This is a genomic window from Halomonas mongoliensis, assembly GCF_052496345.1.
Window position 1 is genome coordinate 402,309 of sequence record NZ_CP199288.1, and the last position, 19,350, is coordinate 421,658.

Consider the following 19,350-nt stretch of genomic DNA (forward strand, 5'->3'; position numbering starts at 1 on the left):
AGTTAACGTAAGCGTCAACCTAACAAGCGCTAGGTTCAAGCTAGCGAGTCGAGGGCCGCAGGGCAAGCTCGGGAAGCCCCCTGGCGACTAGACCATGGTCGAGCGAGCCGATGGAGCCGGCCTGGGGGGTAGCAGCGAGGACGCAGGGCGAGGGGCAACCCGGCGGGCAGCGCCCGCGGGAAGCGGCAAGGTCGGGGGAAATGCCAGGTGCGGAGGCGCAGGCCTCAGGCGGGGTGCCGGGTGATCATGGCGACCAGTTCGTCGGCCAGGTCGTCCGGCGTTCGCGGCCCCCTGGGGTCGTACCAGCGCACGGTCCAGTTGAGCGCCCCCATCACGAAGCGCGAGACCAGGAAGCGGTCGCCGTGGATCAGCCCCTGGGCCAGGGCAGCGTCGATCACCTCCTCCCAGAGCGCCTCGTAGGCATCGCGCAGGTGGCTCAGATGGGCACGGGCCTCGGGGTCGAGGCGCCGCCACTCATAGAGGGCCACCACGTGGGCGTTGCGGTCCGTGAGCAGGGTCTCCAGATGGGCCCTGGCCATGGCGCGCAGCCGCGACTCCGCATCCGGGCCGCACTCCACCAGCGCCTGGCGCGCCATGGCCAGGGCGTTGTGGGTCCCCTCCTCGATCACCGCCGCGAGGATCTCCTGCTTGTCGCGGAAGTGGTGGAAGAGGCTGCCCGACTTGATGCCCATCTCCTGGGCCAGCATGCGCACCGTGGTGCGGTCGAAGCCCTCCTGGACGAACAGCTGGGCGGCCAGTCGGGTAAGCTCCTTGCGACGCGGGGACTCATTGATTACATTCATCGACGTTTACACTAGCGCTTGCTTGGTTGACCCTGAGAAAAGCACAGCCCCGCCGGCGGGTCAACGCGGCGCGGGCCAACCTACAATCATAATCACAGGGCGGCGCACGCCGCACGACGCCACACCGGGAGAATTACCATGAGCCACGCCAACGATATCGTCTTCCTCTCCGCCACTCGCACCCCCATGGGCGGCATGCTCGGCAGCCTCTCGAGCATGACCGCGCCGGAGCTGGCCGCCGTCGCCATCCGCGCCGCCATCGAGCGTGCCGGCATCGAGGCATCAAGCATCGACGAGGGCATCCTGGGCTGCGTGCTGCCCGGCGGCGTCAAGCAGGGCCCGGCCCGCCAGGCCATGCGCCAGGCCGGCATCCCCGATGCCATCGGCGCCACCACCATCAACAAGCTGTGCGGTTCGGGCATGAAGGCCACCATGCTGGCCCACGACCTGATCCGCGCCGGCAGCGCCGAGGTGATGCTGGCCGGCGGCATGGAGTCCATGTCCAACGCCCCCCACGTGCTCACCAAGGCGCGCACCGGCTATCGCCTGGGCCACGGCGAGCTCAAGGACCACATGTTCCTGGACGGCCTGGAAGATGCCGAGACCGGCAAGCTGATGGGGGTGTTCGCCCAGGACGTCGCCACCGCCCGCGACTACAGCCGCGAGCGCCTGGACGACTTCGCCATCGCCTCGCTGGAGCGTGCCATGGCGGCCACCAACGCCGGCCACCTGGACGCCGAGATGGCCCCGGTCACCGTCACCACCCGCCAGGGCGAGAACGTGGTGAGCCACGACGAGCAGCCCTTCCAGGCCAAGCTGGACAAGATTCGCGCGCTGCGCCCCGCCTTCGCCAAGGAGGGCACCATCACCGCGGCGAACTCAAGCTCCATCTCCGACGGCGCCTCGTCGCTGATCCTGGCCAGTGCCGCCGCCGCCGAACGCCTCGGCGCCAAGCCCCTGGCGCGCATGCTGGGCCACAGCACCCACTCCCAGCACCCCAGCGAGTTCACCATCGCCCCGGTGGGCGCCATCGACAAGCTGATGAAGACGCTCGGCTGGGGCGTGGCTGACGTCGATCTGTTCGAGATCAACGAGGCCTTCGCGGTGGTCACCCTGCTGGCCATGGACGGGCTCGACATCCCCCACGACAAGGTCAATGTCTACGGCGGCGCCTGCGCCCAGGGCCACCCCATCGGGTCCACCGGCTCGCGCATCATCGCCACCCTGATCCACGCCCTGCGCACCCGCGGCGGCAAGCGCGGCATCGCGAGCCTGTGCATCGGCGGCGGCGAGGCCACCGCGGTGGCGGTCGAGCTCATCGACTGATGCAGGCTGTGACCCTCGAGACCCCGGCGGGCGGCATCCACGCCGTCCGCTGGCGGCCAGAGACGACGTCGGCGGCGCAGAGCCCCATCGTGCTGCTGCACGACTCCCTGGGCTGCGTGGGGCTGTGGCGGGACTTTCCTGCCCTGCTCGCCCGCACTACCGACCGCGAGGTGATCGCCTACGACCGCCAAGGCTACGGGCGCTCGTCGCCGTACCCGGGGCCCCAGCCGGCCAGCTTCATCGCCGACGAGCCCCGCGGCGCCTTCGCCCGGGTGCGCGAGCACTTCGCCCTGGAGCGCTTCGTGGCCCTAGGCCACAGCGTGGGCGGCGGAATGGCGGTGGAAGTGGCCGGCCAGCACGCCGACGGCTGCCAGGCGCTGATCACCGTGGCGGCTCAGGCCTTCATCGAGCCGCGCACCCTGGCCGGCATCCGCGAGGCCGAGGCCGCCTTCGCCGAGCCCGGTGCCCTGGGGCGGCTTGAGCGCCATCACGGCGACAAGGCCGAGTGGGTGCTGCGAAGCTGGGTGGAGAACTGGCACTCAGAGGCCTTCGAAGGCTGGCAGCTGGACGCCGCCCTGGCGCGGGTCTCCTGCCCTGCCCTGGCCATCCACGGCGAGCACGACGAGTACGGTTCCCTGGCCCAGCCCCGGCGCATTGCGGCGCTCACCCCGGGCCCCGCCGACCCCGTCATCCTGCCCTGCAGTCACGTGCCCCACCGGGAGTGCCCGGAGCGGCTCGCCGCCATCGTGGCGGCGTTCCTCGCCGGCCGGCCCTGATCTTCGGGGCCGCCTCAGCCCCCCATCAAGCCCCCATCAGGCGCTCCAGCGCGAAGGCCAGCAGAAGGCTCAGCGCCAGCATCGGCAGCGACCAGCGGTGAAACTCCCCCCATAGCCCCGGTCGCTTGCCCAGGCGCAGGGCGATCAGGTTGGCCAGCGACCCGATGGCCAGGCCAAAGCCCCCCACGCTCACCCCCCAGGCGAGCGGGCGCCACTCGCCGGCCACCTCGGCCAGCAGCAGGGTGGCCGGCACGTTGGAGACCAGCTGGGATATCGCGGCACCGCCGGTCAGCAGGCCGCCCGGCCACGCCGGCACCGTGGCGAGCAGCCGCTGCATCCACGCCCACTCGCCCAGCAGGCCCAGGTCGATGAACATCAGCACGAAGACCAGCAGCAGCGGCCAGTCCACCCCGAGCAGCACGCGCCGCGCCAGCAGCAGGCAGAGCCCGCCCACCGCCAGCGCCGCCGGCAGCGCCTGGCCGCCATCGGCCAGCCACAGGAACAGCGGATAGCCGGCCAGCGCCAGCCACATCAGCCGCGGCCGCGCCGGCGGCATGGCGATCGCCTCGTGCACCTCGATGCGCCGCGCCGGAAAGGCCAGCGGCACCAGCGCCAGCAGCAGCAGGGTCAGCCCGGCCCCCAGCGGCAGCATGGCGAGCAGGAACTCCCCGAAGCCCACCTCATAGGCCTGCCAGAGATAGAGGTTCTGGGGATTGCCCACCGGGCTCAGGGTCGAGCCGGCGTTTACCGCCAGGGCCTGGAAGGCGATCAGCCGGCCGATGGGCAGGCGCGCCACCGCATCGAGCCCCAGGATCAGCGGCACCACGACGAAGAGGGCCACGTCGTTGGTGACCACCGCCGAGAGCAGCGCCGAGAAGAGGATCAGGGCCGCCGCCAGGCGCCGCTCGCCGTGCACTCGCTCCAGCAGCGCCCGGCCCCAGCGGGCCAGGTAGCCGCTCTCCTCCAGCAGCCGGCTGAGCAGCATCAGCCCAGCGAGGGCGGCGATGGTCGGCCAATGCACCCGGGCTACCAGCGCCGATGGCCCCTCGGGGTTCGCCAGCCACAGCAGCGGAAAGGCCACCAGCAGCACCAGCAGCAGGCGGTCGGCGGCCAGGCGCCGCAGGAGCGACAGGACGGGACTCATCGCCGCGGTGCCACCAGGCGGTCGAGGCGCAGCCGCTCTCGGCCGTCGAAGAGCCGCCGGCTGCCCGCGGCCACCGCCGCCAGGGTGCCGAAGCCGGTGCCCAAGGTGATCGCGAACATGATCAGGATCTGATATTTCACCGCCAGCCCCGGGGCGGTGCCGGCCAGGATCTGGCCGGTCATCATCCCCGGCAGGCTGACCACCCCGGCGGCGGCCATGGCGTTGATCATCGGCATCAGGCCGCTGCGCATCGCCTCGCGGCGAATGTCCCCGATCGCCACCTGCCAGGGCTGGCCGAGCATCAGACGGTTCTCGATCACCGCCCGCTGGCGCCAGGCGCTGTCGGTGAGGCGATCCATCGCCAGGGCCACGCCGGTCATGGTGTTGCCGAGCAACATCCCCAGCAGCGGGATGGCGTACTGGGGCCGGTACCAGGGGTCGGGGCCGAGGATCACGGTCAGGACCAGCACGGTCACCGTGAACGAGGAGAGGAACATCGCCAGGGTGCCGATACCGAAGGCCCAGCCGCCGCCCAGGCGCCGCTTCTGCCGCGCCATCACCTCCCGGCCGGCGATCAGCAGCATGGCCAGCGCCATCAGTACCACCCACAGCAGCCGTTCGGCGGCGAACAGCGCCTCCAGCACCAGGCCGATCAGCCCCAGCTGGATCACCGTGCGCAGCGCGGCAATCAGCAGGCTGCGGCTCATCCCCAGGCGCAGGGCCGCGGTGCAGCCGGCCAGCCCCACCACCATCAGCGCGGCCAGCGCCAGCTGCCACCAGGCCAGCGGGATCACCTCCATGGCGCCACCTCCTCGGCCCGAAGCTCGCTGCCGTCGATCCGCCAGTGGCGGTTCGCCACCCGGGCGATCTGGTCACGGTCGTGGGCCACCCAGATCACCGGCCAGCCGCACCGGCGAATACGCTCGACCAGCCACGCCTCGACGCGGCGGGTAGTGGCCTCGTCGAGGTTGGCCGTGGGTTCATCGAGCAGCAGCGCCGAGGGCGCCTGGCCGAGGGCCCGCAGGAGCGCCAGGCGCTGCTTCTCGCCCGAGGAGAGACGGGACACCTGCCAGTCCAGCACGGCGGCCTCGAAGCCGAGCGCTGCCAGGTCCTCGGCGGCAGGAGGCGCCGAGAGATGCTCGCCGACGCTGTCCGCCCACCACTGGCTCTCCGCCGGCACCAGCATCACCCGGGCACGCCAGGCATGGGCGGGCAGCGACGACTGGGCGAGCTCTCCCAGCCACACCTGGCCGGCATGGGGCTCGAGGTCGGCCACGGCACGCAGCAGCCGGCTCTTGCCGGAGCCGCTGGGGCCGGAGAGGCAGTGGATATCACCGGGCGGGACGGCCAGCGACACGTCCGCTAGCGTGCCGATACCGACGCCGTCGAGTCGCAGGATCGAGCTGGTGGTCACGGGGCATCCTCAACGTCTGGAGGCCGCATCATAGCAGCCCGTGATGGTTATCGGTGGGCAGGGCAAAGCCTGCTAGGGTGGGAGACACCATGTGTCATGAGGAGCCTCCGCCATGCCTTACTACCTGGTCTTCCTGGGCTCGGCCCGCGACAGCACCCCGCCCGCCCCTGCCCGCCTGGGCCTGCGGGTGGCCCGCGCCTGCGTAGCGCTGCTCGAGAACTACGGGGCCAGGGTGGAGCTGATCGACCCGCTGGACGTGGAGATCGGCGCCATCTTCAAGCCGCACTTCGCCTATGCGAAATCGAAGGTGCCCGAAACGCTGGAGACCCTGGCCGGCAAGATCGCGGCCGCGGACGGCTACGTCATGGTCAGCCCCGAGTACAACCACTCCATGAGCCCGGCGCTCACGCACCTGCTCAACCACTTCGGCAGCTCGCTGTTCGCCTTCAAGCCCAGCGCCATCGTCACCTACTCCGCCGGCCAGTGGGGCGGCGCCCGGGCCGCAGTGGCAATGCGCACCTTCCTCGCCGAGCTCGGCTGCCTGCCGGTCTCGGCGATGATCCACGTGCCGAAGGCCCAGGAGGCACTCGACGAGGACGGCCGCTTCCGCGAGGACCCGGACCGCTGGACCGGCTACTTCGGGCGCACCCTGGGGCAGCTCATCTGGTGGGCCGAGGCCGCCGCCGAGCAGCGTGGGAAGCAGGACCCGACCGAGGCCTCGCCGGCCTTTCAGCGCGCCCCGGACCAGCGCAACGCGCCGTGAACGCGGCGAGAGGCGTGCTTCGATTGGCCAAGTACCGTCGCGGGCCGTAGAATATATGGAAAACCATATATCTTACGACCAAAGGATTTGTCCATGAGCACTCCCCAGCAATCCCAGGCACCCAGCGTCGCCGAGGGCATGGGGCGCTTCGAGCGCTATCTCTCGGTATGGGTCGCCCTGGCCATCGTCGCCGGGGTAATGCTCGGCCAGTTCGCCCCGGCGGTGCCCGAGACGCTCTCGCGCTTCGAGGTGGCCCAGGTGTCGATCCCGGTGGCAATCCTGATCTGGGCGATGATCTTTCCGATGATGGCGCAGATCGACTTCTCCGCGGTGCTCGGCGTGCGTCGCCAGCCGAAGGGACTGGTCATCACCACCACGGTGAACTGGCTGATCAAGCCCTTCACCATGTTCGCCATCGCCTGGTTCTTCCTGATGGTGGTGTTTCGGCCGTTCATTCCAGAGGAGCTCGCCAGCCAGTACCTGGCCGGGGCCATCCTGCTGGGGGCGGCGCCCTGCACCGCCATGGTCTTCGTGTGGAGCTACCTGACCCGGGGCGACGCCGCCTATACCCTGGTGCAGGTGTCGCTCAACGACCTGATCATGCTCTTCGCCTTCGCGCCCATCGTGGTCCTCCTGCTCGGCATCTCCAATATCCAGGTGCCCTGGGACACGGTGGCGCTGTCGGTCTTCCTCTATATCGTGATTCCGCTCGCCGCCGGCGTCCTGACCCGGCGCCCCCTGATCGCCCGCCGCGGCGCCGAATGGTACGACAACGTCTTCATGAAGCGTATCGGCCCGGTGACGCCCATCGGGCTGATCGTGACCCTGGTGCTGCTGTTCGCCTTCCAGGGCGACGTGATACTGGCCAACCCGTTGCATATCCTGCTGATCGCCATCCCCCTGATCATCCAGACGGTGCTGATCTTCTTCATCGCCTACGGCTGGGCCAAGGCCTGGAAGGTGCCCCACAACGTGGCCGCCCCCGGCGCGATGATCGGCGCCAGCAACTTCTTCGAGCTGGCCGTCGCCGCCGCCATCGCCCTGTTCGGCCTGCAGTCCGGCGCAGCGCTGGCCACAGTGGTGGGGGTACTCGTCGAGGTGCCGCTGATGCTGGCGCTGGTGCGCATCGCCAACAAGACCCGGCACCAGTTCCCGGCCGCCGCCTCGCCTGCCGTCGAGTCGGCGCGCTGAACACCGGCAAGGAGGAGACCATGGCCATCGCCATCAGCCGCAGGGCAAGGGAATTCATCCAGCGCAAGGGGGGCGTGGTGACGGTGCGCCTCGCCCCCCGCCACGGCTGCTGCGGCGGCATGGCGAGCCTCGCCGTGGCGGATGCCGTCGCGCCCGACGATGCGAGCCGCTACCGGCGCGTCGAGCAGGACGGCATGAGGCTCCATATCGCCCCGGAGCTGGTCGACGAGGGGCTGATCATCGACCTGGAGGGCTGGGGGATCTTCCGCCATCTCTACGTGGACGGCGCGCCGTTGAAGGGTTGAACTGATCGGCGCTTGCCCCGCCGGGGGCCGCCGGCGACTATCACGACATGACCTCCTCCTTATGGCAGCGCCATCCCCTGGCGCTGATCGTGCTGGCTCAGCTCTGCGGCACCTCGCTGTGGTTCTCGGTCAACGGCGTGGGCCTCTCGCTCTCCCGGGACCTGGGCCTCTCCGAGGCGGACCTGGGCCGCCTGACCCTGACCGTCCAGGCGGGCTTTATCGTCGGCACCCTGACCCTGGCCGCCACCGGCCTGGCCGATCGCTTCCGGGCCAGCCGGATCTTCGCCATCTCCTGCCTGCTCGGCGCGCTGACCAATGCGGGCTTCGTGATCGCCGCCCCCCATCCGCCCCTGGACCTGCTGCTGCGCTTCGCCACCGGGCTCTGCCTGGCCGGCATCTATCCGCTGGGCATGAAGCTGGTGATCGGCTGGACGCCCAGGCACACCGGGGCGGCGCTGGCGTGGCTCGTCGGGATGCTGACCCTGGGCACCGCCCTGCCCCACCTGCTGCGTGGCTCCACCCTGGGCCTGCCCTGGGAGTGGCCGCTGCTGGGCGCCTCGGCCCTGGCGCTGGCGGGCGGCGCCCTGATCCTCGCCCTGGGGGACGGACCCCATCTGCCTCCATCCAGTGGCAAGGCGCGCCTGCTGGACGGTCTGGCGGCCCTGCGAGAGCGTCGCTTCCGTGCCGTGGCGGGTGGCTACTTCGGCCACTGCTGGGAACTCTATGCGCTCTGGACGCTGACGCCCTTCCTGGTGGCGCGGGAGGTGGCGAGGCTCGGCGCCCCGGAGGCCTGGATTCCCTGGCTCTCGTTCTCGGTGATCGCCCTGGGATTCCTGGGCTGTGTGGGCGGCGGCGCGCTGAGCCGCCGGCTCGGCAGCCTGTGGGTGGCACGCCGGGCCCTGGCGGCCTCCGGGCTGGTCTGCCTGGCTTACCCGCTGCTGCCCTGGGCGCCGCCCGGGCTGCTGCTGGGGCTGCTGGCCCTGTGGGGGCTTGCGGTGATCGCCGACTCGCCGCAGTTCTCGGCCCTGGCGGCGGCCAGCGCCCCACGCGAGCGGGTGGGTTCCACCCTGGCCGTCATGAACACCGTGGGCTTCGCCCTGACCATCCCTGCCATCTCCCTCACCACTGCGCTGTGGGGGCTGCAGGGGAGCTGGGTGCTGTGGTGGCTGCTGCCGGGTCCGCTGCTCGGCCTGTGGGCCATGCGCGGCCTACGCGAGCTTCCGGGCCAGCCGACAGGCGATCAGGAAACGGCGTCGCGGCGGACTTGACCGGTGTCAGCCCGGGAGCAAAAGGCCCCTGCAGGACATATGGTTTTCCGCATACACTGGGCGTGACGCTTCCCCTCCTGGCAAGGACACCGCCATGTCAGAGCCCAGCTCACCCTCCGCGCCCCGCCGCCTGCTGGCCATGGCCAGGGAGAATCCCGAGCAACTGCGGTGGCTCGCCGCCGTGGTGGGAATCTTCCTGCTGATCTACTTCCTGCCCGCCGGCAGCGAGCGCTTCGACAACGCCGTGCTGGAAGGCATCCGCCTGACCCACTGGTACGCCCAGGAGCACGTGATCCTCTGCCTGCTACCTGCCTTCGTGATCGCCGGCGCCATGGCCACCTACCTGAGCCAGGGCGCGGTGATGCGCTACCTGGGGCCCACGGCCCCCAAGCCGGTGGCCTTCGGCGTGGCGTCGGTCTCGGGCACCCTGCTGGCGGTCTGCTCCTGCACCGTGCTGCCGCTGTTCGGCGGCATCTACCGGCGCGGCGCGGGACTGGGGCCGGCGGTGGCCTTCCTCTACTCGGGGCCGGCCATCAACATCATGGCCATCGTGGTCACCGCCAAGGTGCTGGGGTTCGAGCTGGGGCTGGCGCGGGCCGTCGGCGCCATCATCTTCGCCGTGGTGATCGGTGTGATCATGCACCTGATCTATCGCCGGGAGGAGCAGGCCCGGGCGGCGGCCAACGGCCGGGGCTTCGAGGGCGAGCTCTCCCGCCCCCTGGGCCAGGTGGCCGCCTTCTTCGGGCTGATGGTGGGCATCCTAGTGTTCGCCAACTGGGCCGTCGCCGACAGCCCCACCTGGATGGCCATCCACGGCTGGAAGTGGCAGATCACCGCCGTGCTCGCCGGCCTCTTCGCCCTGCTGCTGATGCGCCGCTGGGGCTGGCCCCTGCGTCAGGTCGCGATCCTCACCGGCGCCGTGGCGCTGGCCGCCCTGCTGGTGCCCGGCGTGCCGGAGCTGGCCTTCGCGGTGGGCATCATCGGCCTGATGCTGATCGCCACCCTGCGCGACGAGGACCGCGAGTGGGCCGAGCAGAGCTGGGACTTCACCAAGCAGATCATGCCGCTGCTGCTGGTCGGGGTCTTCGTGGCCGGGCTGCTGCTGGGCCGACCCGGGGAGGAGGGGCTGATCCCCTCCGAGTGGGTGGTGCTGGCGGTGGGCGACAACAGCTTTCGCTCCACCTTCCTCGCCTCGCTGCTGGGCGGCTTCATGTACTTCTCGACGCTGACCGAGGTGCCCATCGTCCAGGGCCTGATCGGCAACGGCATGGGCAAGGGCCCGGCGCTGGCGCTGCTGCTGGCGGGCCCCGCCCTGTCGCTGCCCAACATGCTGGTGATCCGCACCATCATGGGCACACAGAAGACCCTGGTCTACTGTGCCCTGGTGGTGGTCATGGCGACCTTCACCGGCTATCTCTACGGCCAGCTGTGGCCGTGATACCGACACACTTCACAAGGAGACTCCCATGAAACTGAGCATCTACGGCAAGGGCTGCAAGAAGTGCGACCAGCTCACCGCCAACGCCCGGGAAGCCGCCGAGGCCCTGGGCATGACGGTGGAGATCGAGAAGGTCACCGACATGAACGCCATCATCGATGCCGGCGTGATGAATACGCCGGCCCTCGCCATCGACGGCGAGCTGGTCACCGAGGGCAAGGTGGCCAGCGCCGAGGAGCTGGAGACGCTCCTCAAGGGGTGATCAGCAGAGCGCGGCACACCGCTCCGGACGGTTGCCCATGCCCGCCAGGCGCTGCTGCAGCAGGGCGAGCCGCCCGGCCTCGCCCTGCTCCGCGGCGGCGAGCACCGCCTCGACCCAGGCCGGCAGCCCCTCGCCCAGGCGATAGTAGACCCACTGCCCCTCGCGGCGATCGTTGAGCAGGCCGCAGGCGCGCAGCTGGGCCAGGTGGCGCGATACCTTGGGCTGCGACTCCTCCAGGGCGTGGGTCATCTCGCAGACGCAGAGCTCACCCTCCCGGCGGATCAGCAGGGTCACCAGCAGGCGGGTGTCGTCACCGAGGCACTTGAACAGGCGAGAAGGTGCAATCATCGAGGGCTCACCATATCGGGCAGGGGATGCCCGCTATGGTACCCCAGGCATTCAGCCGTCGCTCACCCCGCTGCCCTCGGCGCGCCGCTGCTGGCGGCGCTTGACCGCCACCCAGAGCTCCAGGCGGCCGCGAATGTCGCGCAGCGCCCGGGTATAGGCCGTTGGTCCCTCGTGCAGGCGCGGATCGGGGATATCCCAGTAGATCAGCTCGTCCGTCCTGCCCTGCCAGTCGCGACAGCGCTGCTGAGCCTTTTCGCAGAGGATCATCACGGCATCGAAGTGGCGGTCGGCATAGCGCTCGATGGGCTCGCTGGCCAGGCCCTCCGTCGGGATACCGAACTCACGCAGCGCCGCCAGGGTGTGCTCGTGGGGCGTATCGGGCTCCACCCCGGCGCTGAAGGCCTCGCAGAGATCCCCGGCCATGTGGTTGAGCAGCGCCTCCCCCATCAGCGAGCGCGCCGAGTTGGCGTTGCACAGAAACAGCACCTGAAGCTTCCTGCCCATCACGTTCTCCTCAACCGAAGCGTCCGGTGATGTAGTCATGGGTACGCTGGTCGCCGGGGTTGGTAAAGATCTTGTCGGTGCTGTCCACCTCCACCAGGTCGCCCATGTGGAAGAAGGCGGTACGATCTGCCACGCGGGCGGCCTGCTGCATGTTGTGGGTCACCATGATGATGGTATAGCTCTCGGAGAGCTCGTCGATCAGCTGCTCGATCTTCGCCGTGGCGATGGGGTCGAGGGCCGAACAGGGCTCATCCATCAGGATCACCTCTGGCTGGACGGCGATGGTCCGGGCAATGCAGAGGCGCTGCTGCTGACCGCCGGAGAGACCGGTGCCCGGCTGGTCGAGGCGATCCTTGACCTCGTCCCAGAGGCCCGCCTTGCGCAGGCTGCCTTCGACGATATCGTCCAGTTCGGCGCGGCGCCTCGCGAGGCCGTGGAGCCGCGGCCCGTAGGCGATGTTCTCGTAGATGGTCTTGGGGAAGGGGTTGGGCTTCTGGAAGACGATGCCCACCTGGGCCCGCAGCAGCACCACGTCCAGGCTGGGCGCATAGATGTCCTGCCCCTCCAGGGTCACGTCCCCCTCCACCCGGCAGCCGGGAATGGTGTCGTTCATGCGGTTGAGGCAGCGCAGGAAGGTGGACTTGCCGCAGCCCGAGGGGCCGATGAAGGCCACCACCTCGTTCTCGAAGATATCCACGTCGACGCCGTGGAGGGCCTCGTTATCGCCGTAGTAGACCTTGACGTCACGCGCCTGCATCTTGATGCGGTCGCTTGCCTTGCTGGTGCGGCTCTCGCCGAGGCCGGTGGGCACCGGCGTGCTGGTTGCCATGTTCATTTACCACCTCGTCTCGAATCGTTTGCGCAGCCAGATGGCCAGCGCGTTGAGGCTCAGCATCAGGCCCAGCAGCACGATGATGGCTGCCGAGGTACGCGCCTCGAAGAAGTTGCGCAGTTCGTTGCCCTGCCAGAGATAGATCTGCACCGGCAGCGCCGTGGACTGCTCCAGGGGGGTACCCGGCACGTTGGCGACGAAGGCATTCATGCCAATCAGCAGCAGCGGCGCGGTCTCCCCCAGGGCCTGGGCGACCCCCAGGATGGAGCCGGTCAGGATCCCCGGTAGGGCCAGCGGCAGCACGTGATGGAAGACCGTCTGCACCCGTGACGCGCCGATACCCAGCGCCGCCTGGCGAATGGAGCCGGGAATGGAGCGCAGCGAGGCCCGGGTGGCGATGATGATGGTCGGCAGCGTCATCAGGGTCAGCACCAGACCGCCCACCAGCGGGGCCGACAGCGGCAGCCCCAGATAGCCGATAAAGATCGCCGCCCCCAGCAGGCCGAAGACGATGGAGGGTACCGCCGCCAGGTTGTTGATATTGATCTCGATCAGATCGGTGATGCGATTCTTGGGCGCGAACTCCTCCAGGTAGATGGCGCTGGCCACCCCGATCGGCACCGAGAGCACGATCACCACCAGCATCATGAACAGCGAGCCCATGAAGGCGCCGGCCAGGCCCGCCGAGGCGAGCGAGCTGCGCGAGTCGGTGTTGAGGAAGAGCGCCGTGCTGAAGGCGTTGGTGATCACGCCGCGAGCATAGAGCTCATCGGCCCACTCACGGGTCTGGGCGCTGAGCTGCTGCTGGTGGTCCGGCAGGCTGCGGTCGATATTGCCCTTGAGCCAGACGTCGACGTTGGCCGAGGCGAGCATCTTGAGCCGCACCGTCTCGCCGAGCAGCGAGGGGTCCTCGATGAAGCGGTCGCGCAGGGCGTGACGCTCGCCGGAGGTGATCAGGGCCCGCAGGTCACGGGTCTGGCGCGCCTCGATCTCGCCGAGTTCGGCCTTGAGCGCCTCGTCGATGATCTGCTGCCAGTTGACCAGGCCGACCCGGCTCATCCAGGCCAGCTCGCGCTCGCGGAAGGCGCTGGCGCTCTCGCCGGACTCGCGCACCGGCTTTTCATCCACCTGGATCACCTCGGGGTCGAAGTGAACGTCCAAATAGAAGGTAGCCTGCCAGAAGGCGGGCACCCCACGCATCAGGATGCTGATAAACAGAATCAGCACCAGGCCCATGCCGGTGACCACGGCCCCCAGGCCCATGCGACGGAAACGCCGCTCCCGGGCGTGGCGCCCCGCCAGGGAGGCCTCGATGGTCGCCAGCCGCTGGCGGCTGCGTTCTTCGATGGTAAGCGTGTCAGTGGTCACAGGCGATTACTCATATTGCTGGCGATAGCGGCGCACCACCACCAGGGCGATGACGTTGAGCCCCAGGGTGATGACGAACAGCGTCAGGCCCAGGGCGAAGGCCACCAGCGACTGGGGGCTGGCGAAGTCCATATCACCGGTCAGCTGGTTGACGATGGTCACCGTGATGGTGGAGACCGCCTCGAAGGGGTTGGCGTGCAGTACCGGATTGTTGCCGGCTGCCAGTACCACGATCATGGTCTCGCCGATGGCCCGGCTGGCGGCCAGCAGGAAGGCCCCGACGATCCCCGGCAGGGCCGCCGGCAGCACCACCTGACGAATGGTCTCCGACTTGGTGGCACCCAGGCCAAGGGCCCCGTCGCGCAGGGCCTTGGGCACCTGGGTGATGATGTCGTCGGAGAGCGAGGAGACGAAGGGAATGATCATGATCCCCATGACCAGGCCCGCGGTGAGCGCGCTGGTGGTGCGAATGCTGATGCCCACCAGGTCGCCCAGGTCGGACAGGAAGGGACCGATCACGATCAGGGCGAAGAAGCCGTAGACGATGGTCGGGATACCGGCCAGTACCTCGATCACCGGCTTGGCGACGTTGCGCAGCCAGGCCGGGGCGTACTCGGCCATGTAGATGGCGGTCATCAGCCCCAGCGGCACCGCCACCAGCAGGGCGATGGCACTGACCATCAGGGTACCCCACAGCAGCGGCAGCAGGCCGAACTCCCCCTGGCCCGTATCTCCGGAGGTGCTGAAGCGCGGATTCCAGGTGGTGCCGAAGAAGAACTCCGCCGGGCTGATAAAGCGAAAGAAGTTCATCGCCTCGCCCACCATGGAGAGCACGATGCCCACCGTGGTGAGGATGGCCACCCCGGAACAGAGCGCCAGTGCGATGGTGATCACCCGCTCCACCTGGTTGCGGGCGCGCAGCTGTGGCGAGATGCGGCCCCGGGCCAGCACCAGGCCGGCAACGGCGGCCACGGCCATGGCGGCGATGGTGATCATGCGCCCCAGCGTCTGCAGACTCGCCATATGGGCGGCAGCGGCCAGTTCCGTCTCGCTGGGCGTGCCGGAGACGGCGCGGTCGGCGGCCAGCGCCGAGACGCGGCGCAGAAAGGTGGAGAGCTCCCGCTCGCCTAGCGTGGCGATCTCGGGGGGCAGCTGGCGCACCACCAGCAGCTCCACCAGCGAGGTGCCCGCCAGACTCCAGAGCAGGAAGAGGGCAAAGGCCGGCAGGCCGCACCAGAGGGCCACCAGCATGCCGTAGTATCCGGGACGCGAGTGCAGCCGCACTCCGTCGGTTGCCACCGTGCGACTGCGCGTCAGGCCGACCTGATAGGCCAGGGCCATGACGATCAGCAGGATGGCGATCAAGGCAAGGTTATTCATGGATTCCCCGCATGGACAAACCGGGGCAGGTGATCCCTGCCCCGGCGATCACGACCCTTATTCGGCGCTGACCAGGGTGCGGGCCTGGAACTGCTCCAGGGCCTCGGCACGCTCTTCGTCGTCCAGCGGGATCAGGCCGGCGTCCTCCAGGGGGCTACCGAAGCCGGAGACCATCTCGTTGAGGAAGAACTCGGTGTATTCGGCAAGGCCGGGAATCACGTCCAGGTGCTCGCCCTTGACGTAGAAGAACAGCGGACGGGAGACCGGGTACTCGCCGGAGCCGATGGTCTCGAGGGAGGGAGTCACGCCATCCACGGTGGCCACCTGGAGCCGGTCGCGGTTCTGGTCGTAGAAGCTCAGACCGAAGACACCCACGGCGTCGGCCTGGGCATCCAGGCGGGCCAGGGTCTCGGTGTAGTCGCCGGCGATCTCGATGATCCGGCCATCGCCGCGCAGGGCGTCACAGGCGTCGCCTTCCATCTCGTAGCTGTCGCAGCCGATGTGCAGCACCTTCTCCTCGAACACTTCGCGTGTACCGTGGTTGGAGGCCGGGATCACCAGCACGATCTCCTGATCCGGCAGGTCGCCATCGATCTCGGACCAGCGGGTGTAGGGGTTGTCGACCAGCTCGCCGTCGACGCGCACCTGCTGGGCCGCGGCGGCAAAGACATGGGCCGGGGTCAGGGCGAAGGCGCCCCGATCGGCGCGAGAGGCGAAGACGATGCCGTCGTAGCCGAACATCACCTCGAGCACCTCGTTGACGCCGTTGGACTGGCAGTTCTCGAGCTCGCCGCTGCGAATGGCCCGTGAGGAGTTGGCAATGTCGATGGTGTTCTCGCCTACGCCCTGGCAGAACTGACGCAGGCCGCCGCCGGAGCCGCCGGAACCCACCACCGGGGTATTGAACTGCGGGAAGTTGTTGCCGAACTCCTCGGCCACGATGCTGGCGAAGGGCAGGACGGTGGATGAGCCGGCGATCTGGATGGTGTCACGCGCCATGGCGGCGGTGGAGAAGCCGACGGCCAGACCGGTGGCCAGGGCGACGCCCAGGGTACGCTTGCTGACGTTCATCTTGAGGATCCTCTCTGCATGGGGCCCCGGGACGGTAGGTCCAGGGGCTCTGGTTCGGCACTAACGGCCGTTTGCAGGGAGGAGTTTGCGCGTCATGGATTGCAGTTCTGTGACGGCAAGATGTCGGTTGCGTGTCATCCGGGGCTCAGACCAGCAGCCCCAGCGCCGCCAGGGTGCAGAGGGCAAGCGACGCCCCCTGGAGCAGGCGGCGGTCGAGGCGGTGGGCGACGCGCCCGGCCAGCCAGCTGCCGGCCAGCACCCCCGGCGCGAAGGTCAGCGCCAGGCCGAAGTGCCAGGCGCGAAGCAGCCCGCCAAGGCCCAGGGTGACGAGCGTCATCAGGGCGGTGACCACGAAGAAGGCCGAGAGGGTGCCCCGCAGGCGGTCCGGGGAGAAGCCGTGGAGCAGCAGCACCAGGGGCGGGCCGCTCAGCGCGGCGATGGTGCCGAAGATGCCCGAGAAGACCCCGGCGCCGAACAGGGTGGCGCGATTGACCGGCAGCCGGAAGCGGAACAGGGTCACCGCCACCGCGAAGAGCACGCTGCCGGCGATGAGCTTTTCCAGCACCGCCATGGGCGCGGCCAGCAGCAGCCAGAGCCCCAGGGCGTTGCCGGGAATCCGCCCCACCAGGGCCGTGGCGATCTCGCCCGGCTGTACCTCGCGCCAGTAGTGGCGCAGGGTGGTAAGCGCCACGGTGAAGCCGAACAGCACCAGCACCACCGGCACCAGGCGCGGCTCCAGCATCAGCAAGAGCGGCGCTCCCACCACGGCCAGCCCGAAGCCGGTGGCCCGCTGCACAAAGGCCCCCAGGGCCAGCGTTGCCGCGCAGCCCAGCCAGACGGCAAGGCTCATGTCGAACCAGACCAGCAGCGCCTCAGGCATGGCCGGCCCGCCCCGCCAGCAGGCGCAGCCCCAGGTTGCCCAGCAGGGCCGCCCCGAGCATGGTGCCCACCATGGGCCAGGCGCTATCCACCTCGAAGGCGCCCACCAGCACGCCGGCCAGGGCGCCGCAGGAGAACTGGATGCTGCCCTGCAGGGCCGCCGCCGTGGCGCTCATATGGTGAAAGTGGTCGAGCAGTGCGGAGATGGCGTTGGGGGCCACCAGGCCGATGGTGCCGGCAAACACCATGATCAGCGGCACCATCGTCCACAGCGACTCCATGCCGCTGACCAGCACCAGTACCAGGCCAAGTGCCACCCCCAGCTGGATGGCGAGCCCCAGGCGCAGGTTCTGCTGGGGCGAGCGCCACCCCAGCAGGCGAATATTGAGCCGGTTGGAGGCCGCCATGGTGATCACGTTGAGACCGAACACCAGCGGATAGAGCTTGGGACCCAGCCCGTAGTGCTCCAGATAGAGGAAGGGCGAGGCGGTAATGAAGGCGAAGAGCCCCGCGAATGACATGGAGGCGGCGCAGATATAGCCCATCGCCTCGCGGTGGCGCAGCACGCTTGCGTAGTTGGCCAGCACCTGGCGCAGCGAGGCCGTCGGCGAGCCCGGTGCCCGGGTTTCCGGCAGCCGGGTGCCCAGCAGCCAGAGCAGGAAGGCCGCATAGCCGGCCAGAAAGACGAAGATCAGCCACCAGTCGCCCAGATAGAGCAGGCCGCTGCCCACCACGGGCGCCACCAGCGGGGCCAGCAGCATGATGATCGCCATGGTCGACATCACCTTGGCCGCCTCCCGGCCGCTGAAGCAGTCGCGCACGATGGCCGCCGAGTTGACCACCGTAGCCCCGCCGCCCAGGGCCTGGACGAAGCGCCAGGCCAGCAGCTCCGGCAGGGAGCCCACCGTGGTGATGGCAAGGCTCGCCAACAGGAAGACCACCAGGCCGCCGAGCAGCACCGGCTTGCGACCAATGCGGTCGGAGAGCGGCCCGAACAGCAGCTGGCCCAGGGCGAAGCCGGCCAGGAAGGCGGAGAGCGACAGCTCGGCATGGTGGATGCTGGCCCCCACGGCAGCGGCCAGGGCCGCCATGGCGGGGAGGTAGGCGTCGATGGCGAAGGGGGCCAGGGCGGTATTGGCGGCCACCAGCAGCGCCAGGCGTCGGGTACTCAGGGTCAAGGCGACTCCTTGCGGGGATCTTCGATAGGCGGCTAATCATAGCCGATCGTCGCGGTCCCTGCCGGCCATGATTCCCTGTCATACTGAGGGGCAACACCATCTACCACCTAGACAGGGAGCCCTCATCATGGCCAAGGACCTGCTGACGCAGCTGCGCGACATGACCACCGTCGTGGCCGACACCGGCGACCTGGAGGCGATTCGCCGCTTCCAGCCCACCGACGCCACCACCAACCCCTCGCTGATCCTGCAGGCGGCCCAGCAGCCGGCGCGCCGGGAGCGTCTGGCCGAGATCGCCCGCCGCGCCGGGGACCTGGACGACGCCCTGGACGCCGTGGCCGTGGAGATCGGCAGCGAGATCAGCGAGCTGGTGCCGGGCTACGTCTCCACCGAGGTGAGCGCCCGGCTCTCCTTCGACACCGACGCCACCCTGGCCCGGGCTCGCTCGCTGATCGAGCGCTACGGCCGCCACGGGGTGGGCCCCGAGCGCATCCTGATCAAGGTCGCCGCCACCTGGGAGGGCATTCGCGCCGCCCAGCAGCTCGAGCGCGAGGGCATCCGCACCAACCTGACCCTGCTCTTCAGCTTCGCCCAGGCCCGGGCCTGCGCCGATGCCGGCGTCACCCTGATCTCCCCCTTCGTGGGGCGGATCCTCGACTGGCACAGGGCCCAGGCGCCGGAGGCCGACTTCAGCGGCGAGCGCGACCCCGGCGTGCAGTCGGTCAGGCGCATCTACGAGCACTACAAGGGGCACGGCTATGACACCGTCGTGATGGGGGCGAGCTTCCGCAACGCCGGCGAGATCCTGGCGCTGGCCGGCTGCGACCGCCTGACCATCTCCCCTGCCCTGCTCGGCGAGCTGGCCGAGAGCCGTGGCGCCCTCGAACGCCGCCTCAGCCCCGAGGATGCGGAGACCGGCGCCCTCGAGCCCCTCGACGAGGCAGAATACCGCTGGCACATGAACGAGGACGCCATGGCCACCGAGAAGCTGGCCGAGGGCATCCGCAAGTTCATGGAGGATCAGCGCAGGCTGGAGGCGCTGCTGGGCGAGCTGCGCCAGAGGTAAGGCAAGGGGCGGGCCGGGCGCTGCCCGGCCCCCA

The 19,350-nt window shown here is 69.4% G+C and carries 21 protein-coding genes; 9 read left to right on the forward strand and 12 right to left on the reverse strand.

Features of this window, described 5'->3' with window-relative positions; translation table 11 throughout:
* Window positions 1-224: 224 nt before the first annotated feature.
* Window positions 225-803, reverse strand: a complete 579-nt coding sequence (locus ACRYRV_RS01835) for a TetR/AcrR family transcriptional regulator (protein ID WP_309635753.1) — start codon at window positions 801-803, stop codon at window positions 225-227.
* A 138-nt stretch (window positions 804-941) separates the two neighbouring features.
* On the opposite strand from ACRYRV_RS01835, the gene ACRYRV_RS01840 reads away from it, so the two are divergent.
* Together ACRYRV_RS01840 and ACRYRV_RS01845 are read left to right on the forward strand one after the other, a co-directional pair.
* Entirely contained in the window at window positions 942-2,129 is a 1,188-nt protein-coding gene (locus ACRYRV_RS01840; RefSeq protein ID WP_444984143.1) for an acetyl-CoA C-acyltransferase, read from the forward strand.
* Complete coding sequence (locus ACRYRV_RS01845; protein ID WP_444984142.1) at window positions 2,129-2,905, forward strand: alpha/beta fold hydrolase; 777 nt, start codon at window positions 2,129-2,131, stop codon at window positions 2,903-2,905. Before ACRYRV_RS01840 ends, ACRYRV_RS01845 begins: the two co-directional genes overlap by 1 nt.
* A 25-nt stretch (window positions 2,906-2,930) precedes the next feature.
* Here the strand turns inward: ACRYRV_RS01845 and ACRYRV_RS01850 are convergent, their stop codons facing one another.
* Genes ACRYRV_RS01850 through ACRYRV_RS01860 form a run of 3 tightly spaced genes read right to left on the reverse strand, consistent with a single transcriptional unit; the run spans window position 2,931 to window position 5,463 of the window.
* A complete protein-coding gene (locus ACRYRV_RS01850) occupies window positions 2,931-4,049 on the reverse strand; it encodes an SLC13 family permease (RefSeq protein WP_444984141.1) in 1,119 nt (372 codons plus the stop codon).
* Window positions 4,046-4,849, reverse strand: a complete 804-nt coding sequence (locus ACRYRV_RS01855) for an ABC transporter permease (protein WP_444984140.1) — start codon at window positions 4,847-4,849, stop codon at window positions 4,046-4,048. The genes ACRYRV_RS01850 and ACRYRV_RS01855 overlap by 4 nt, the downstream gene beginning before the upstream one ends.
* On the reverse strand, window positions 4,840-5,463 hold the full coding sequence (locus ACRYRV_RS01860; RefSeq protein ID WP_444984139.1) for an ABC transporter ATP-binding protein: 624 nt from the start codon (window positions 5,461-5,463) through the stop codon (window positions 4,840-4,842). Before ACRYRV_RS01860 ends, ACRYRV_RS01855 begins: the two co-directional genes overlap by 10 nt.
* A gap of 112 nt (window positions 5,464-5,575) precedes the next feature.
* Here ACRYRV_RS01860 and ACRYRV_RS01865 point away from each other — a divergent pair, with 112 nt between their 5' ends.
* The 6 genes from ACRYRV_RS01865 (at window position 5,576) to ACRYRV_RS01890 (ending at window position 10,690) form a co-directional block, all read left to right on the forward strand.
* Window positions 5,576-6,226 carry an NADPH-dependent FMN reductase gene (locus ACRYRV_RS01865; protein ID WP_444984138.1) on the forward strand — a complete coding sequence of 217 codons (651 nt, stop codon included), beginning with the start codon at window positions 5,576-5,578 and terminating at the stop codon, window positions 6,224-6,226.
* Window positions 6,227-6,319: 93 nt separating this feature from the next.
* Window positions 6,320-7,417, forward strand: coding sequence for an ACR3 family arsenite efflux transporter (gene arsB / locus ACRYRV_RS01870; protein WP_444984137.1), 1,098 nt, complete (start codon window positions 6,320-6,322; stop codon window positions 7,415-7,417).
* A 20-nt stretch (window positions 7,418-7,437) separates the two neighbouring features.
* A complete protein-coding gene (locus ACRYRV_RS01875; RefSeq protein ID WP_444984136.1) occupies window positions 7,438-7,722 on the forward strand; it encodes a CC/Se motif family (seleno)protein in 285 nt (94 codons plus the stop codon).
* A 47-nt stretch (window positions 7,723-7,769) separates the two neighbouring features.
* Complete coding sequence (locus tag ACRYRV_RS01880; RefSeq protein WP_444984135.1) at window positions 7,770-8,990, forward strand: MFS transporter; 1,221 nt, start codon at window positions 7,770-7,772, stop codon at window positions 8,988-8,990.
* Window positions 8,991-9,084: 94 nt separating this feature from the next.
* Complete coding sequence (locus ACRYRV_RS01885) at window positions 9,085-10,428, forward strand: permease (RefSeq protein WP_444984134.1); 1,344 nt, start codon at window positions 9,085-9,087, stop codon at window positions 10,426-10,428.
* Between the two features lie 28 nt (window positions 10,429-10,456).
* A complete protein-coding gene (locus ACRYRV_RS01890; protein ID WP_444984133.1) occupies window positions 10,457-10,690 on the forward strand; it encodes a thioredoxin family protein in 234 nt (77 codons plus the stop codon).
* Here ACRYRV_RS01890 and ACRYRV_RS01895 read toward each other — a convergent pair whose 3' ends face one another.
* The 8 genes from ACRYRV_RS01895 to ACRYRV_RS01930 all read right to left on the reverse strand — a co-directional run bounded on the left by ACRYRV_RS01895 (window position 10,691) and on the right by ACRYRV_RS01930 (window position 18,250).
* Window positions 10,691-11,038 (reverse strand): metalloregulator ArsR/SmtB family transcription factor, encoded by a 348-nt coding sequence (locus tag ACRYRV_RS01895; protein WP_110069789.1) that lies wholly within the window; start codon window positions 11,036-11,038, stop codon window positions 10,691-10,693. It abuts the gene before it with no gap.
* Between the two features lie 51 nt (window positions 11,039-11,089).
* Window positions 11,090-11,542: an arsenate reductase ArsC gene (locus ACRYRV_RS01900; RefSeq protein WP_309635746.1), complete on the reverse strand. Its 453-nt coding sequence runs from the start codon at window positions 11,540-11,542 to the stop codon at window positions 11,090-11,092.
* A gap of 10 nt (window positions 11,543-11,552) precedes the next feature.
* Entirely contained in the window at window positions 11,553-12,377 is an 825-nt protein-coding gene (gene pstB / locus ACRYRV_RS01905; protein WP_374710989.1) for a phosphate ABC transporter ATP-binding protein PstB, read from the reverse strand.
* A complete protein-coding gene (gene pstA, locus ACRYRV_RS01910) occupies window positions 12,378-13,742 on the reverse strand; it encodes a phosphate ABC transporter permease PstA (RefSeq protein ID WP_444984132.1) in 1,365 nt (454 codons plus the stop codon).
* 6 nt (window positions 13,743-13,748) lie between these two features.
* Window positions 13,749-15,122 (reverse strand): phosphate ABC transporter permease subunit PstC, encoded by a 1,374-nt coding sequence (gene pstC / locus ACRYRV_RS01915; protein ID WP_444984131.1) that lies wholly within the window; start codon window positions 15,120-15,122, stop codon window positions 13,749-13,751.
* Between the two features lie 57 nt (window positions 15,123-15,179).
* The gene (locus tag ACRYRV_RS01920; protein WP_309635743.1) at window positions 15,180-16,193 is read right to left on the reverse strand and encodes a PstS family phosphate ABC transporter substrate-binding protein; all 1,014 of its coding nucleotides are present in this window, start codon (window positions 16,191-16,193) and stop codon (window positions 15,180-15,182) included.
* A gap of 145 nt (window positions 16,194-16,338) precedes the next feature.
* Entirely contained in the window at window positions 16,339-17,073 is a 735-nt protein-coding gene (locus ACRYRV_RS01925; protein ID WP_444984130.1) for a sulfite exporter TauE/SafE family protein, read from the reverse strand.
* Entirely contained in the window at window positions 17,066-18,250 is a 1,185-nt protein-coding gene (locus ACRYRV_RS01930; protein WP_444984129.1) for a Bcr/CflA family multidrug efflux MFS transporter, read from the reverse strand. The genes ACRYRV_RS01925 and ACRYRV_RS01930 overlap by 8 nt, the downstream gene beginning before the upstream one ends.
* Before the next feature lie 127 nt (window positions 18,251-18,377).
* On the opposite strand from ACRYRV_RS01930, the gene tal reads away from it, so the two are divergent.
* Entirely contained in the window at window positions 18,378-19,316 is a 939-nt protein-coding gene (gene tal / locus ACRYRV_RS01935; protein ID WP_253450895.1) for a transaldolase, read from the forward strand.
* The last annotated feature ends 34 nt before the right edge of the window (window positions 19,317-19,350 follow it).

Coding starts and splice junctions, on each gene's coding strand:
- pstB (WP_374710989.1), bottom strand. CDS start 12,377: ATGAACATGGCAACCAGCACGCCGGTGCCCACCGGCCTCGGCGAGAGC.
- ACRYRV_RS01850 (WP_444984141.1), bottom strand. CDS start 4,049: ATGAGTCCCGTCCTGTCGCTCCTGCGGCGCCTGGCCGCCGACCGCCTG.
- ACRYRV_RS01835 (WP_309635753.1), bottom strand. CDS start 803: ATGAATGTAATCAATGAGTCCCCGCGTCGCAAGGAGCTTACCCGACTG.
- ACRYRV_RS01880 (WP_444984135.1), top strand. CDS start 7,770: ATGACCTCCTCCTTATGGCAGCGCCATCCCCTGGCGCTGATCGTGCTG.
- ACRYRV_RS01925 (WP_444984130.1), bottom strand. CDS start 17,073: ATGCCTGAGGCGCTGCTGGTCTGGTTCGACATGAGCCTTGCCGTCTGG.
- ACRYRV_RS01865 (WP_444984138.1), top strand. CDS start 5,576: ATGCCTTACTACCTGGTCTTCCTGGGCTCGGCCCGCGACAGCACCCCG.
- ACRYRV_RS01895 (WP_110069789.1), bottom strand. CDS start 11,038: ATGATTGCACCTTCTCGCCTGTTCAAGTGCCTCGGTGACGACACCCGC.
- ACRYRV_RS01920 (WP_309635743.1), bottom strand. CDS start 16,193: ATGAACGTCAGCAAGCGTACCCTGGGCGTCGCCCTGGCCACCGGTCTG.
- ACRYRV_RS01885 (WP_444984134.1), top strand. CDS start 9,085: ATGTCAGAGCCCAGCTCACCCTCCGCGCCCCGCCGCCTGCTGGCCATG.
- ACRYRV_RS01875 (WP_444984136.1), top strand. CDS start 7,438: ATGGCCATCGCCATCAGCCGCAGGGCAAGGGAATTCATCCAGCGCAAG.
- tal (WP_253450895.1), top strand. CDS start 18,378: ATGGCCAAGGACCTGCTGACGCAGCTGCGCGACATGACCACCGTCGTG.
- pstC (WP_444984131.1), bottom strand. CDS start 15,122: ATGAATAACCTTGCCTTGATCGCCATCCTGCTGATCGTCATGGCCCTG.
- arsB (WP_444984137.1), top strand. CDS start 6,320: ATGAGCACTCCCCAGCAATCCCAGGCACCCAGCGTCGCCGAGGGCATG.
- ACRYRV_RS01890 (WP_444984133.1), top strand. CDS start 10,457: ATGAAACTGAGCATCTACGGCAAGGGCTGCAAGAAGTGCGACCAGCTC.
- ACRYRV_RS01845 (WP_444984142.1), top strand. CDS start 2,129: ATGCAGGCTGTGACCCTCGAGACCCCGGCGGGCGGCATCCACGCCGTC.
- ACRYRV_RS01840 (WP_444984143.1), top strand. CDS start 942: ATGAGCCACGCCAACGATATCGTCTTCCTCTCCGCCACTCGCACCCCC.
- ACRYRV_RS01900 (WP_309635746.1), bottom strand. CDS start 11,542: ATGGGCAGGAAGCTTCAGGTGCTGTTTCTGTGCAACGCCAACTCGGCG.
- ACRYRV_RS01855 (WP_444984140.1), bottom strand. CDS start 4,849: ATGGAGGTGATCCCGCTGGCCTGGTGGCAGCTGGCGCTGGCCGCGCTG.